Raw genomic sequence first — 14956 nt, 5'->3', positions numbered from 1 at the left:
TATCTTTAAAAGCAAAAAAGCGTACAAGTGTACGCTTTTTACCTGTTTTCGCTCGCTATTGCAGCTATAGCTTAGCTTCGAAGCTATCGAACTGCTGTTTGATTGCCTCAGGAGGACTTTGCAGTTTACTGACGAGCACACCAGCAAGTGTTGCTAAAATAAATCCGGGTAGAATTTCATAGATGTCGAAAATGCTGCCAGTGAGTTGTTTCCAAATCACAACGGTAAGCGCGCCAACAATGATGGTAGCGATAGCGCCATTGCGGCTATAGTTACGCCAAAATAGTGAAAGCAACACCACAGGACCAAATGCGGCACCAAAACCGGCCCATGCATAACTCACAAGACCAAGCACGCTACTGTCTGGATTAAGGGCAACAATACCCGCAATAACAGCAATGGCCAATACACCAATACGACCGACTAATATAAGCTCTTTGCTTTGCGCTTGAGGGCGTAACCATTTCTTATAGAAATCTTCGGTGACAACACTTGAGCACACTAGAAGCTGCGAGTCGATAGTACTCATAATCGCTGACAAGATAGCGGCAATAAGTAAACCACCAATCCATGGGTTAAAGGCGGCGTGCGCAAGGTGAATGAATACCGTTTCAGGGTTTGATAACGGCTCTGCCGCAAAATAAAGACTACCAGCAATACCTGTTGCTAATGCACCTAATAAGGCTAGTAGCATCCAGCTCATTGCGATGCGGCGTGATACAGGAATATCATCAGGCGACGCGATAGCCATAAAGCGCGAAAGAATATGTGGTTGACCAAAATAGCCAAGTCCCCATGCTATTAGCGATATAAAGCCAATAAAAGTGGTATTTTCATTAAACAAAGACAACATCGCGGGATCAATGTTCTCTAGACCAACTTGTGTTTCAGGAAGGCTGAAAATGGCCACCGGAACGATTAGGAGTGCAACCAGCATTAAGCAGCCCTGGGCAAAGTCAGTCCAGCTAACGGCTAAAAAGCCACCAATGAAGGTGTAACTTACGATAATGGTAGAGCCGATCAGTAGGGCTAAGGTGTAATCTAGGCCAAATACTTTCTCAAATAAAATGGCGCCGCCAACCATGCCTGATGAAGCATAGAAGGTGAAAAAGACTAAGATAGTAACCGCAGAAACCAGCTTTAAGGTGCCTTGTTTATCTTCGAAACGTTTTTCAAAAAAGTCAGGTAGCGTGAGTGCGTTATCAGTAAATTGCGTATAAACACGCAAACGTCTCGCGACAAATAGCCAATTGAGCCAAGCACCAAAAACTAAGCCGATGCCAATCCAGGCCTCTCCTAATCCCCCTAGGTAGACGGCGCCAGGTAAGCCAAGAAGTAGCCATCCAGACATATCGGATGCACCCACGCTGAGTGCTGTTACAGCAGGGCCCATTCCGCGGCCACCTAAAATATAATCGTCTACAGAATCTGTTGCTTTATAAGCCCATAAACCTATGCCCATCATCAAGGCGAGATAGGCGATAAAAGTAATTAAAACGGGTAATTCAATTGTCATGTGTGGTTCACGCTTCTTTTCTTTTCTATTTATGTGAGCGCTATGCTAGCAGATTTATGAGCAAAGGCTCAATAAAGGAGGGAGATGTGATGAAGATCTAATCAATGATGCTCTTTGAACATCATTGATTGTGAAATATTTTAGATAAATGTGTGCTTAATTTCGTTTTTAACGTAATTAAGGTCTTGGCTTTGTTCACTGACGAGTAACATATAGGCGTTATCAGTTGTAAAGCCCATCCCTTGGTATTTATTATCAGCAAAAGCGTCTTCAAGTACCATACGATCTTCTAGCGGTACGATAAATAAGGTCACTTTCCCCTGTTCGCCTTGCATAACTAAATGTAGGCTTTGCACACCTTGAAAGTCACAGTAAGTACTGTAAAAGACTTTACCCGGTTGCTGGGTAAACCTCATATCACCTTGGCCACCAAGAGAGGCAAGTTGAAAGTTTACCTCTTGAAATGGTACATCTTGATCGATGCGCAGGGCTTTATCTTCATGGTGCACATGCGCTAAGGCGTGTTGACTAAGATCTACGGGTCCCATTCTCATTAATGTAAACGTCATACCCGCTAAAAATGCGACCGAAGCCACCAGTGCAAAGGCAAAACCTGTCTTGCGGCGCTGTGAGTGATGATGTTGTAGCTGTTGTCTTAACAGTAACTTTGCTGCTAGATCATCGGGAACATCGATGCTCAATGCCCGCTCGATTTTATTGTCTAACCCTTTTAAATCGTTTAAAAAGGCCTCCCTTTCTACTGACTCCATCGCAGCATCGAGAAAGTCTGGATCTTGGTTATTGGGTTCACTGTAGGCCTGGCGGCGAAACGTAAGCTCATCCATTGGATTGACCCCTGTGTTTTGGTTGTTCAAGTACATCTTTAAGCTGATTTCTCGCTCTAAATAAACGTGTCATAACGGTATTTCGATTCAAATCGAGGATTTTTGCGATCTCCTCACCACTAAAGCCACCAATAACTTGCAGTAGTAGTGGCTCTCGGTATTCAAGTTCTAACTTGGAAATTTGTCGCTGTATTAAATGTTGTTCCACATGTTCTTCGGTACTGCCCGAAAAAGTATCTTCAATAAACTCTTGCTCTACATCGGAGTAATTAAGTTGCTTACGCTCAAATCTGCGAGCGTTTTCTCGGCGTAAAATAGTGATTAACCAAGCTTTAGCCGCTTTCTCATCTTTTAAAGAGTCGAGTGAGCGCCAAGCACGGAGAAAGGTTTCTTGAGTGATATCTTCTGCAATATGTTTGTCGCCGCATAGCCAATAGGCGAAACGGTAAATATCGGCATGAAGTGCCCTGACAAGGCTATCGTATCGTCGTTGTTTGCTAACCATGTCTGAAGAGACCGTGGAGTTCGACTTTTTATTTCGCCAACTTTCAAACATTTAATTTTTTCTAACTGGATGTGTAAAATACAGCTTAACCTCGTTGAAGTTGGAATACCAATTGTGAACTTTGACGGTGTAAAAGTAGCCAAGCTGGGCTACGTAAGCAATTTATCGTTTAGCTTTGGGCTTTGAGCTGAAAACAAAAAGACGCTTACATAGAAGCGTCTTTGCTTGAGTCTGTATGTTAATCGATTCAAAAGGCGTTAAGCTTGCCTTCGTCTAACTCTACTTTTTTTGGGCTGGAGTTTGGCCGGAGCTTAGCTGGGGTTGAGCCTTACAAGAGCCGACGCTTTAGCTTGAGCGTTACCCGCTTTTGCTGTTTTTACAGCGGATAAAAGCTGGGCATAATCGATATCCTCTGCAGCTTGACTTGGGCTGTATGCTACACGCTGTAATTGCTCAATAGCGTTAGCTAACACTTTATCAGTCATTGCAATTTGATTCAGTGACATAGGTTGTTGATAAAGCTCGTTGTAATAACGCGTTAGACTATTTAGCGTTCGAGTAGCATCTTTTGCACTACAGGCAGCTTTTAGCGCTGACAAAGTATCGCCCGATTTTACTGCAATAGGCATTGAGTCACTCTGGGTGATCGTTGTTGGCTTTTTGCGGGCATTGAGCCAGAGCGCGAGAGTGATTAGCCAAAGCAGTCCAAGGACTAAAGATAACCAAGGCCAAAAGCCTGCAGTCGTCGTTGATGCTGTTTGAGTTATCTGTTGTTGAACAGGTTCTATTGCCGCAGCACCTTTAACAACAATAGTGCGTGCGGGTAGAGTGGCAAACTCTTGTTTATTTAGATGCGGGTTCCACCAAGGCACTTTAATCTCTGGCAGAGTGTAAGTGCCGGCACTGGTTGCAACAATAGCGGTGGTTTGGGTGAGCTGAGATACCATTTGGTTGTCGCGAAGAAATGTATTGCGCTGGGCTTTTTCCGGGTAGCTTTTCAATGATACGGGCGTCGACATGACTATTTCAGGTAAACTCGTCTCATCGGTATTTGAAGCCAATAAAGTGATGGTGCGAGTAATTGGATCGCCTACATCATACTCTGTTGCTGTTGTTGGCCAATCCTCTTTTAATACAACGAGATCAGATACTAGCCATTGACCATGATAGTCTGCTGGTATCGGATTAATCTGTACTGTCATTTTTGGGGCTTGAGTCTGTGTTGGTCGGCTTTCATTAAATGAGAACATGGCACCGTTACGTCTCGATTGCACCACTACATCACCGGAAAAGCTAGCTCCTGTGATAGTCAGCTCGCCAGGTTGGTCGGCGATAATGGCATAATTGCGCTCAATGACACGGTAACGGCGCCCATTGACGATGTCGGTGCTATCTTTATCTTCTCCAAGCTGCTTTATTTGTGCCCCTTCAAGGTCGGGAGCATTAAGTACTCCACGCTGTAGTTCCAAGGCTAAAAAGAGCTTAACTTTATAGGTCAGCATTTGGCCGACGTACGCCTCTTCGCTAGAGAGATTTGCACGCATAAAGATATCTTGCATCTGCTGGGGCTGAGAGCCTGCTTTCAGTACAGATAAGGAGATGGGACTAGAGCTAATACCCTCGATGTTAAATGCGGGAATGACTAGATTGCCGCTGGTTCTCGGTGATAGAAGAACTTGCCATCGCGTTTCGTTGCTGGCATCAAAATTCATGATTTTCTTACTGCGACTGATACTGGTTCGGCCGACAATAAAGTCTTTCAGTAATGAAGATGTATCAAGCTTACCGCTGTTGAGATCGTCATCAGCTGTCACCGTCAGTACCAAGGTTTCACCCTCCATAACCGGGTTACGGTCAACAGAGGCTTGAAGTGTCTGGATCGCGCTCGCTGGAAAAGCGGCTGAAAGGGCGATAGTCGCTAACAGAAAAATATACCGTATTACCACTGTTGGTTTTCCTTAGAATTGATGCCTTGTTGGCGACGTTTCTGGTATTCAAGTTGCATTTTATTACGTAACAAGACTTGGGGGTCATCGGATATAGCCCGCAGAGCCCGCTCCATTTCTGGCGGTAAAGGCTCATCAGTTGGCAATGTGCTTGCGGCGACCTGTTGCGTTCCAGCCCCTGTTTCACTGGTTTGAGCTTCTCTCGGCTCGCGCAGTTTATCAGCTTGAGCTTGCTGCTCTTGTTCTAGTGCTTTGTCTGCAGCACTTTGCGACATAGACTCTTGTGCAGCTAGATCCTCTGGCTTTGCCTGCATCTTCGCGTCATTATTCGGCTCATTTGCTGCTTGCGGATCTGAATCCTGTGGACTTTGTTGCTCGCTATTATCACCACTTTGTTCAGCATCAGTCTTCTGAGGCTGTTGTTCATTAGCCTCTGACTGGCTTTGTTGACTATTTTGCTCAGACTCACCTTGTTGATGGTCTTGTGGTTGTTCGCCTTGTGACTGGCCATCTTTAGATTGCCCATTTTTAGATGGGTTATCTTGGGCCTGCTGTTCTTGAGATTGATCATCCTTATTTTGTTGATTTGATTGTTGATTATCTTGCTGCTTTTGCTGCTCTTGGAGTTGCTTTGCAAGCGCTAAATTATGTTTAGCGGCTTCAAGCTGTGGATCTTGCTCCAGTGCTGATTGATAACGCTTTTGTGCCTGTTGGTATTCACCTTGCTGCATTAAGGTATTAGCTTGGTTATACAGGCCATTTGCAGATTTATCTTTTTCAAACGCACTGAGCGCTTGCTCATAGTCGCCCGCTTTATAAAGTGCGCTAGCCTGCCATTGAGGGTCAACAAATTGCTCCGCGGCGGCTTGATAGTCATCGGCTTTATACACTTTCATAGCTTGCTGGTCTTGAGTTTGCCAAAGATTGTCCCAAGTGCTTGCGTAGGCCGGCTCACTGGGTTGAAGTAGTACAAACAATGCAAAAGTTGCAAGCATGCCGTTTCTAAAGCTAAATAGTGCTGGCAATAGCAGAAATAGGGCGACGTAAGGCCCTAAGTCCTGCCAGGTTTCACCTTCAAGATCGCTAACTTTTGTATCTTGGGTGCTGGCAAGCCATTGGGTTATTTGAGTGATATCAGAGCCATCTGCTCGGCTAGGCACTAATATGCCGTTAGCGTCATTCGCCAGTTCTTTTAATAAGCCGTAATCTGTTTTAGCGACAACAACTTGATTGGCGTTGTCGCGTAATAGTTGACCATCTGGCAACTTTATTGGTGAGCCTTGCTGGCTGCCAAAGGCCATAATGGCAAGGCGATAAGCACTGTCTTTTAGTACCGATTCCGCTCGCTTAAACTGCGTGGCAGAAATGCCATCGGTAAATAAAATAATATCACCTCGAATGTGTCCTCCTTGACTTAATAAGGATTGCGCTTGAGTCATCGCCGCTTCAAGGTTTGAGCCCTTAACAGGCATTATGCTTGGTGTAAGAGTCGGTAGTAAGTTTAATAATGTGGACTTATCTCGCGTTAGTGGGCTAATAGTGAATGCATCACCTGCATAAGCCACAAGCCCCGTTTCACCCTCAGACAGTTCACCAATAAGATCGGTTGCTCTAAATTTTGCTTGGGTTAAACGATTAGGTGCTAAGTCATTGGCATACATCGACAGAGACATATCCATAACGATGACTCGCCCTTGTGCTGACTCATATACAGGCAGGGATTTTTTCTCAAAAGCAGGCCCCGATAAGGCAAACACGGCGATGAACCAAGTTATGGCTAGGTAACCTATATTGTTGTGCTTCTTTTTAACTGAGCCACCGACTAACACTCTTGCTAAGTGAGGCGCAATATAATGCTTCCAGTTAGAGCTAGCGGTTTTGCTTTTAAATAAAACAAACAAAAGTAAGGCGAGTGGCAATAGTGCAATTAGCCATTCAGGACGAAGAAAATGCATGTTTAACGTCCTCCTTTAAGGTGATGTTTAACTTTTTTTATTGGACTGCTGCCAAGAAACGGGACTTGGCTCAGTGATATAAGAATTGACACTAATAGTCCGATTCCAAGCGGCCAGTAAAATAACTCTGCTTGTGGTCGATAACTGATTTGATCGCGAGCAACAGGCTCAAGAGTGTCAATAGCTTGATAGATCTGTTCAAGCTCTTCGGTATTGCGAGCTCTGAAATATTGCCCCCCTGTTATTTGCGCGATGTCTTGCAACTGAGATTCATCCAAATCCATAGATGGATTAACGCGTTCTTTACCAAATAAGGTTCTACGCTCCATGACATCGGCGCCGACTCCTATTGTGTAAATGGTGATCCCTCTTTTCGCCGCAATTTTTGTCGCTTGTTCAGGTGAAATTGCTCCCGCATTATTTGAGCCATCAGTTAGCAAGATTAATACGCGATTACTCTGCTGGACTTTGTCAAAGCGTTTAACGGCAAGTGCAATGGCTTCACCAATAGCGGTTTGCTTACCGACTAAACCGATTTGTGCTTCTTTCAAATATTGTGCAACGGTGCGTCTATCTTGAGTGAGTGGAGATTGTAAATAAGCATGGTCAGCAAAGAGGATAAGCCCTATACGGTCGCCTTTTCTACGCTCGATAAAGTCACTGATGACATGTTGAATAAGGCTAAAGCGATCAACCACTTTACCGTCTAGCACCATGTCTTCTATTTGCATACTGCCTGACAAATCAACCGATAACATTAGGTCTCGGCCTTTACTCGGTAGCTCAATAGGCTCGCCAACCCATAGAGGACGGGCGCACGCTAGCACCAGCAAACACCAAACTAGCCAATAACGTTTTTGGCTTTTTCGGATCTCCTCTGTGGCGGTCACCTGGTTAGGCAAACTCGCACCAGGTAGTAACAGGTGCCCACCAAGCTGTTGTTTCTGTTGTTTGCTTCGAAAAATTAGCGGTAGTGGTAATAGCAATAATAAAAAGGGCCAGGCAAGCGTTAACATGGGCTTAGCTCCTTTGCTGATTTACATGTTGCTTTTGCAAGTGGCAGGGCCGTTTTTAACCAGTGCTGTGCATGTCGCTTAAGTGATTGTTTGTCATCAATACTGAGTTGATTAGGTTGAAAGCGGGTAGCTAATAATCGGCACAGTTCATCTTGAGACGTCGTCATTTGCGCGTTAAGCCACTGGTACCAATCATTACCACTGAGCTGTGCGACTTGACTGCGATCCGAATAGCTCATCGCAGCACGCTTAAGTAAGCTGCTAACGTCAGTGGCATATTGTTCACTGTCTATATTTAATGCGGCTAACTCGGATAATGCCGCTCGTTTGGCTGCATGGATTTGCTGACGTTGTTTTAGCCAGATAAAGCCAAGGGTGACAAGTACTAGGATGACAAACAGCGCAATCCAATATCCGAACGCTAATGGCCACAAGCCTATCTCGCTAGGTGTTTGAATATCTAGCATCGAGGCAAGTGCGGGGTTAACAGTATTGGTCATTTATCTAAGCGCCCCTAATTGCTGATTAAGGCGTTGCCCTGCATCAAGAAGACGGGTTTCAACATTGAGCTTTTGCATCATTTCAATAAATTGGCTTTGTAGATGTTGTTGGTTCGTAAGCCATTGCTCGTAGCTATTTCGGTCAATAGTGAGCTCTTTTGCACCTTCTTTCACGGGAAGCTGAAAGTGCTTAGGCAATGGTAATTGCCCTTGGCGCAATGGGTCGGTGATTAAAAAAGCGCCCATATCACAGTGTCGCTTCAAGTCAGATAGGGCGGCTAAGCATCCAGGTGTGAAATGACTGCCATCGGAGATGATCCATATTAATGAACCAGGTTTGGCAAGCCGTCGTAATCGTTGGCAGGCTTTGGTTAAATGATCGGGCTCTGGCTCTTGCTGTGCAATATTTTGCAGTTGATTCTCATGCAGTTTTTTTATGGCAGAGATCACTTGCAATATACCCTGTTGGCGGCTTCTTGGTTTAAGCTCGATATGCTCTTGCTCAGTCGCAATGAGCGCACCTAAGCGATCTCCATGTTGGATAGCGCTCCAGCCAAGAGTTGTTGCTAGGTGCGCCGCTTGTACCGATTGCAACATTAAGCTCGATCCAAAATATAAGCTGTGGCTAAGATCGAGTAGCAATAAGACAGGGCGTTCGCGTTCTTCAACAAAAAGTTTGGTATGCGCTTTTCCCGTTCGCGCAGTGACTCGCCAGTCGATGGTACGAACATCATCGCCACTTTGATAATGGCGCACCTCGGCAAATTCCATGCCTCGGCCTTTAATCGAACTGGCACGATGCCCGGCAAGATTCGCCTTGGCTTTAGCTCGTTTTTCTGGCAAAGCTCGCGCCAAGCTTTGGCAAGCGAGTAACTCTTTTTCAGTGATATTAATGCCGTCGCTAAACAACGGCAGTTCAGACTTGACCATTAAGGGACCGCAACTTGAGAAAGAATATAATTGATCACATCGTCAGCGGTAATACCATCGGCTTGTGCTTGATAGCTTAATAACAAGCGGTGGCGCAGCACGTTGGGTGCAACGGCTTGGATATCCTCTGGCGACACAAAATCACGCTCGTGCAGATAAGCGCGCGCACGGGCGCAGCGTTCAAGTGATAAGGTTGCACGTGGACTAACACCATACTCTAGCCAACTTGCAAGCTCTTGGCTGTAAGCTTCAGGCTTACGGGTTGCCATAATGATATCAACGATGTACTTCTCTAGCGGTTCAGCTAGGTAAATTTGCAGTGCGTTTTCTCTGGCGGCAAAAATATCGCCTTGGATAATGGGTTCTACTCGAGGGGCGTCTTTCTTTAATGCTTCATTGCGAGACATTCTCATGATCTCGAATTCAGTTTCAGCACTAGGGTAATCCAAATTCAAGTGCATTAAGAATCGGTCTAATTGCGCTTCAGGTAACGGGTACGTACCTTCGTTTTCGAGTGGGTTTTGTGTTGCCATCACCAAAAACAGCTCTGGGAGTTGATAGCTATGCTTGCCCACTGTGACTTGGCCTTCGGCCATGGCCTCCAACAAAGCAGATTGGACCTTGGCTGGGGCGCGATTAATTTCGTCGGCCAAAATTAGGTTATGAAAAATCGGACCCGCTTCAAATTCAAAGGTTGCCGTTTGGGCGCGATAAATATCGGTACCCGTTAAGTCGGCTGGTAATAAATCGGGGGTAAATTGAATGCGATGAAAATCGCCTTCTACGCCATCACATAAGGCTTTGACTGCGCGAGTCTTAGCAAGACCGGGTGGGCCTTCAACTAATAGATGTCCGTCGGCAATTAACGCAATTAGTAGATTCTCGGTGAGAATAGGTTGTCCTAAAATGACAGTATTTAAGTATTCGCGTAACGCGTGAAATCGACTCAAAGGCATGATGCTACTCGGTTTATTTAAAGTTAGTTAGATATAGACCCACGACATAATAAAAACTCCCTCAAGGTTTGGCTAGTGCCAATTTACCTTTAGGCAAGTTTACGTGCCTCTATAAAATGCTCTCAAATATTTATTCATATCGATACATTATTCGTTCATCAATAAATGCATAGACAGTGGCAATCTAAAAAAAGTTCATTAACTGATGTTAATCAACATTTTATTCATATATTTAAGACAAAGAAACAAACAAGTGTTTAAAACTTTTCAGTAAGAAGTTAGAATCAGATCACACTTTAATGGTCAGACCTGTTTACTCGAATGTAAACGGGTTTCTCAAGGATATAAGAAAGCGCGCAATTATCGATTCGCGGGCAGAATAAGAGGGCGAAAAATGAGTGATAGACAACAGGTGAAGAATGCGAGGGGCGAGCGCATTGCGATTGTCTCAGGATTACGTACACCATTTGCTAAACAAGCCACTGCCTTTCACGGGGTATCGGCATTAGATATGGGTAAGATGGTCGTCAATGAGTTGCTGTCTCGCTCAGAGCTGGATCCTAAAGAGATTGAACAGCTTGTTTATGGTCAAGTGGTACTGATGCCCGCTGCGCCTAATATTGCTCGTGAAATTGTGTTGGGCACGGGGATGAATGTCAGTACAGATGCTTACAGTGTAACGCGTGCTTGTGCGACCAGCTTTCAGTCAACGGTAAATGTCGCGGAGTCTATCATGACTGGCAATATGGATATTGGCATTGCTGGTGGCGCCGACTCTTCCTCTGTCGTGCCTATCGGTGTGTCTAAGAAGCTCGCCCATGCCTTAGTTGACCTTAATAAAGCTCGCAGTTTCGGCCAAAGACTGGCTATCTTCCGCCGTTTAGGGTTGAAAGACTTGCTGCCTGTTCCACCTGCTGTTGCCGAGTATTCAACGGGCTTGTCTATGGGACAAACTGCCGAGCAGATGGCTAAGACTTATAATATTAGCCGCGCCGATCAAGATGCCTTAGCTCATCGCTCACATACTTTAGCGACAGAAACATGGAATGCGGGCAAACTCAAAGAAGAAGTGATGGCCGCACACGTCCCACCTTATAAGTCCTTTATTGATCGCGATAACAATATTCGTGAAAACTCAACACTAGAGTCTTACGCCAAATTACGTCCGGCATTTGATCGTAAACATGGTTCTGTCACAGCCGCCAACAGCACACCGTTAACGGATGGTGCATCAGCAGTGTTATTGATGAGTGAAGGCCGCGCTAAAGCCTTAGGTTACACTCCGATTGGTTATATCAAAAGTTACGCCTTTACTGCCATTGACGTATGGCAAGACATGCTGATGGGGCCGTCATACGCAACGCCACTTGCACTTAAACGCGCAGGAATGGAACTTGAAGATCTGACCTTGATTGAGATGCATGAAGCATTTGCGGCACAAACATTGGCCAATATGCAGATGTTTGGCTCGAAAAAGTTCGCACAGGAAAAGCTCGGGCGTAATCGTGCAATTGGCGAAATCGATATGAGTAAGTTTAACGTACTAGGTGGCTCGCTTGCTTATGGTCACCCATTTGCAGCAACTGGCACACGTTTGGTGACTCAGGTGTGTCATGAGTTGAAACGCCGTGGTGGCGGTACAGGTCTCGCAACAGCATGTGCTGCGGGTGGTTTAGGTGCAGCAATGATTGTTGAAGTGGAGTAATCACATGGAAAAGACATTTAATTTAACTCGCCGCGATGATGGTATTGCCGTATTAACCATGGACGTGCCGGGCGAGACCATGAATACCCTACGAAGCGAGTTCGGCCCTGAGATAAGCGATGTACTTGCTGAGATCAAAGCCGATAGCAGCATAAAAGGGCTGGTTTTAATTTCGGGTAAAAAAGATTCGTTTGTTGCCGGCGCCGATATTTCGATGCTGGATGCGTGTGAAACGGCAGAAGATGCGAAATTACTTTCGCAGCAGGGACATGTGGTATTTAACGAACTCGAAAGCTTATCTATTCCCGTGGTTGCAGCGATAAATGGTGCTTGTCTAGGCGGTGGTTTAGAACTGGCTCTTGCTTGTCATCAGCGCGTGTGTTCATTAAGTCCAAAAACCATGATGGGGGTGCCTGAAGTTCAGTTAGGTCTACTTCCTGGCGGAGGGGGGACACAGCGCCTTCCGCGTTTAGTTGGCGTGACAACCGCGCTGGATATGATGCTGACAGGTAAACAGTTGCGTCCTAAGCAAGCACTAAAAATGGGCTTAGTTGATGATGCGGTGCCTGAGTCAATTTTGCTACGAACGGCAGTCGAAATGGCTTTGGCCGGTAAACGTCCTGCGAAGAAAAAGAAGCTATCTTTAATTAATAAAGTGCTTGAAGGGACGAGTGCAGGCCGTAATATTATTTTCGATCAAGCGGCTAAACAGGTTGCTAAAAAGACCCAAGGTAATTATCCAGCACCGGCTAAGATTATTGATTGTGTTCGCCAAGGTATGACGAAAGGCATGGCTAAAGGACTTGAAGTCGAAGCGAGTCATTTTGCCGAGCTTGTTATGTCTAAAGAGTCTGACGCACTGCGCAGTATTTTCTTTGCGACCACAGAGATGAAAAAAGAGACGGGTGCCGGTGATGTCGAACCTCGGAAAGTGAATAAGGTTATGGTGCTTGGTGGTGGGCTAATGGGTGGCGGTATCGCCTCCGTTACCACGACTAAGGCTAAGATCCCTGCACGAGTTAAAGACATCAGCGAAACAGGACTGAGTAACGCGTTAGCGTATGCTTATAAACTTCTCGACAAAGGTGTAAAGCGTCGCCATATGACGCCAGCTGTGCGTGACAATTTAATGGCGTTGATGACAACCACGACAGAATATAAAGGCATTAAAGATGCGGATATTGTTGTCGAGGCTGTTTTTGAAGATTTAGCCCTTAAGCATCAAATGGTGAAAGATGTAGAGCGTGAATGTGGTGAACATACTATTTTTGCTTCAAATACCTCCTCTTTGCCAATTGGACAAATTGCTGAAGCGGCTAGCCGTCCTGAGAATGTTATCGGTCTACACTATTTCTCCCCGGTTGAAAAAATGCCACTAGTTGAAGTTATCGCTCATGAGAAAACGTCGGCTGAAACGATTGCAACAACCGTTGCATTTGCCAAGAAACAAGGTAAGACACCGATAGTTGTGCAAGATGGCGCCGGGTTTTATGTAAACCGTATCTTAGCGCTTTATATGAATGAAGCGGCTCAGCTCTTACTCGAAGGGCAGAGCGTTGAACATCTTGATAAAGCGTTAGTAAAGTTTGGCTTCCCCGTTGGACCAATGACACTATTGGATGAAGTGGGTATTGATGTTGGTGCTAAAATTTCACCGATCCTTGAAAAAGAATTAGGTGAGCGGTTTAAAGCGCCTGCAGCATTCGATAAGCTATTAGCTGATGATAGAAAGGGCCGTAAGAACGGTAAAGGTTTCTATCTATACGGCACTAAGAAGAAGGCTAAACAAGTCGATGAAACTGTCTATACGGTTTTAGGATTAAAGCCTGGGGTTGATACTGAGGCCTCAGAAGTTGCTCAGCGCTGTGTTGTGCAGATGCTAAATGAAGCGGTACGATGCTTAGAAGAGAACATTATCGCAAGCCCAAGAGATGGTGATATTGGTGCGATATTTGGTATAGGCTTCCCACCGTTCTTGGGCGGCCCTTTCCATTATATTGACACGCTAGGCGCTGCAAATTTAGTTAAGATCTTAGAAAACTATCAATCTAGGTATGGTAGTCGTTTTGAGCCAGCAGCTAAACTGAAACAGATGGCGGAAGAGGGAACACGCTTCTTCAGTTAGGTAAAAGGGCTAAACCTAACAAGCTAGGTTTAACAGAGTGAAGTTAACAAAGCGGCAGCATAATGCCGCTTTTTTATTTGTTCTAGGTTATTGCTATCAATCTAGTACTCTTAAGTAAATGCTCTGGAGTTAATGCTCTTGAATTCATTACCTCAACTTTGTGTGCCTAAAGAATACTCTCATTTATCTGGTTTTATCTATATAATGCGCTACAAGTTGTCAGCCTTTTAAGGCTAGCTTATTGGTTGTGGGGTGAAAATAAGTGCTAATCTCAATTGTATTGATATTAATCTGTTCGGGCTATTCGTTAGGTCATTCAGCATTTAAGGCGGGGCTTCCTGTTAAACGATGGGCATTTGCTGGTACATTATTAGGGCCTGTAGCCTATCCGCTATTTAATTCTCATAAACAGTTGGCATACCGCGAAGCGATGGGCAGGCAGGGCGTTTTAATTACTTTTTAAGCTTTTAGTGTGTGAATGTTCCGCCACACGAGTTTAAGTAACAAAAAAGGAGCCGAGGCTCCTTTTTTATTATTTGAACTCAGGCTTAAGCCTAGCTCCACCAACCTCTGGCGGGAATAACTTCTAAGTGGTTCAACCCATCTGGAAGTTGAACTTTCTTACGAGCAGGCTTTGCTAATCCAAACATTTTCATCAGTGAATCAAACATAATCATACTCCTTACAATTTTTATCGTCTTACTTAGTTCCACCAACCTTTAGCTGGGATCACTTCTAAATGGTTCAAGCCTTCAGGAAGCTGCACTTTTTTACGAGTCGGCTTATCAAGACCAAGTGCTTTTTTAATTGAATCAAACATAGTCATGTCCTTAATTAAGCCGTTGCTTGGTTGGCGTACTTAATGTTTGGGATACCAGCCGTGTACTTAATGTTTGGAATGCCAGCCGTGTACTTAATGTTTGGAATGCCAGCCGTGTACTTAATGTTTGGAATACC

At 44.9% G+C, this 14956-nt stretch carries 11 protein-coding genes; 2 read left to right on the top strand and 9 right to left on the bottom strand.

Features of this window, described 5'->3' with window-relative positions:
* Positions 1-64 precede the first annotated feature (64 nt).
* From putP to ACVBIL_RS13930, 9 genes are all read right to left on the bottom strand, one after another.
* Entirely contained in the window at positions 65-1516 is a 1452-nt protein-coding gene (putP, locus tag ACVBIL_RS13970; RefSeq protein WP_447167580.1) for a sodium/proline symporter PutP, read from the bottom strand.
* A gap of 140 nt (positions 1517-1656) precedes the next feature.
* Positions 1657-2361: a DUF3379 domain-containing protein gene (locus ACVBIL_RS13965; RefSeq protein ID WP_447167623.1), complete on the bottom strand. Its 705-nt coding sequence runs from the start codon at positions 2359-2361 to the stop codon at positions 1657-1659.
* The gene (locus ACVBIL_RS13960; protein WP_447167579.1) at positions 2354-2917 is read right to left on the bottom strand and encodes a sigma-70 family RNA polymerase sigma factor; all 564 of its coding nucleotides are present in this window, start codon (positions 2915-2917) and stop codon (positions 2354-2356) included. The genes ACVBIL_RS13965 and ACVBIL_RS13960 overlap by 8 nt, the downstream gene beginning before the upstream one ends.
* A gap of 260 nt (positions 2918-3177) precedes the next feature.
* Positions 3178-4812, bottom strand: a complete 1635-nt coding sequence (locus ACVBIL_RS13955; protein ID WP_447167578.1) for a BatD family protein — start codon at positions 4810-4812, stop codon at positions 3178-3180.
* Positions 4806-6767, bottom strand: a complete 1962-nt coding sequence (locus ACVBIL_RS13950) for a VWA domain-containing protein (RefSeq protein ID WP_447167577.1) — start codon at positions 6765-6767, stop codon at positions 4806-4808. The genes ACVBIL_RS13955 and ACVBIL_RS13950 overlap by 7 nt, the downstream gene beginning before the upstream one ends.
* A 2-nt stretch (positions 6768-6769) precedes the next feature.
* Positions 6770-7783 (bottom strand): vWA domain-containing protein, encoded by a 1014-nt coding sequence (locus tag ACVBIL_RS13945; RefSeq protein WP_447167576.1) that lies wholly within the window; start codon positions 7781-7783, stop codon positions 6770-6772.
* Complete coding sequence (locus tag ACVBIL_RS13940; protein WP_447167575.1) at positions 7777-8283, bottom strand: DUF4381 domain-containing protein; 507 nt, start codon at positions 8281-8283, stop codon at positions 7777-7779. The genes ACVBIL_RS13945 and ACVBIL_RS13940 overlap by 7 nt, the downstream gene beginning before the upstream one ends.
* The gene (locus tag ACVBIL_RS13935; RefSeq protein WP_447167574.1) at positions 8284-9213 is read right to left on the bottom strand and encodes a DUF58 domain-containing protein; all 930 of its coding nucleotides are present in this window, start codon (positions 9211-9213) and stop codon (positions 8284-8286) included. It abuts the gene before it with no gap.
* The gene (locus tag ACVBIL_RS13930; protein WP_447167573.1) at positions 9213-10169 is read right to left on the bottom strand and encodes an AAA family ATPase; all 957 of its coding nucleotides are present in this window, start codon (positions 10167-10169) and stop codon (positions 9213-9215) included. The genes ACVBIL_RS13935 and ACVBIL_RS13930 overlap by 1 nt, the downstream gene beginning before the upstream one ends.
* Before the next feature lie 394 nt (positions 10170-10563).
* Between ACVBIL_RS13930 and fadI the strand changes: the two genes are divergently transcribed.
* A complete protein-coding gene (fadI, locus tag ACVBIL_RS13925) occupies positions 10564-11874 on the top strand; it encodes an acetyl-CoA C-acyltransferase FadI (RefSeq protein ID WP_447167572.1) in 1311 nt (436 codons plus the stop codon).
* Between the two features lie 4 nt (positions 11875-11878).
* Positions 11879-13999 carry a fatty acid oxidation complex subunit alpha FadJ gene (gene fadJ, locus ACVBIL_RS13920; RefSeq protein WP_447167571.1) on the top strand — a complete coding sequence of 707 codons (2121 nt, stop codon included), beginning with the start codon at positions 11879-11881 and terminating at the stop codon, positions 13997-13999.
* Positions 14000-14956 lie beyond the last annotated feature (957 nt).

Source organism: Shewanella sp. 125m-7 (genome assembly GCF_052977045.1).
This window is presented reverse-complemented; position numbering and strand designations above follow the sequence as displayed.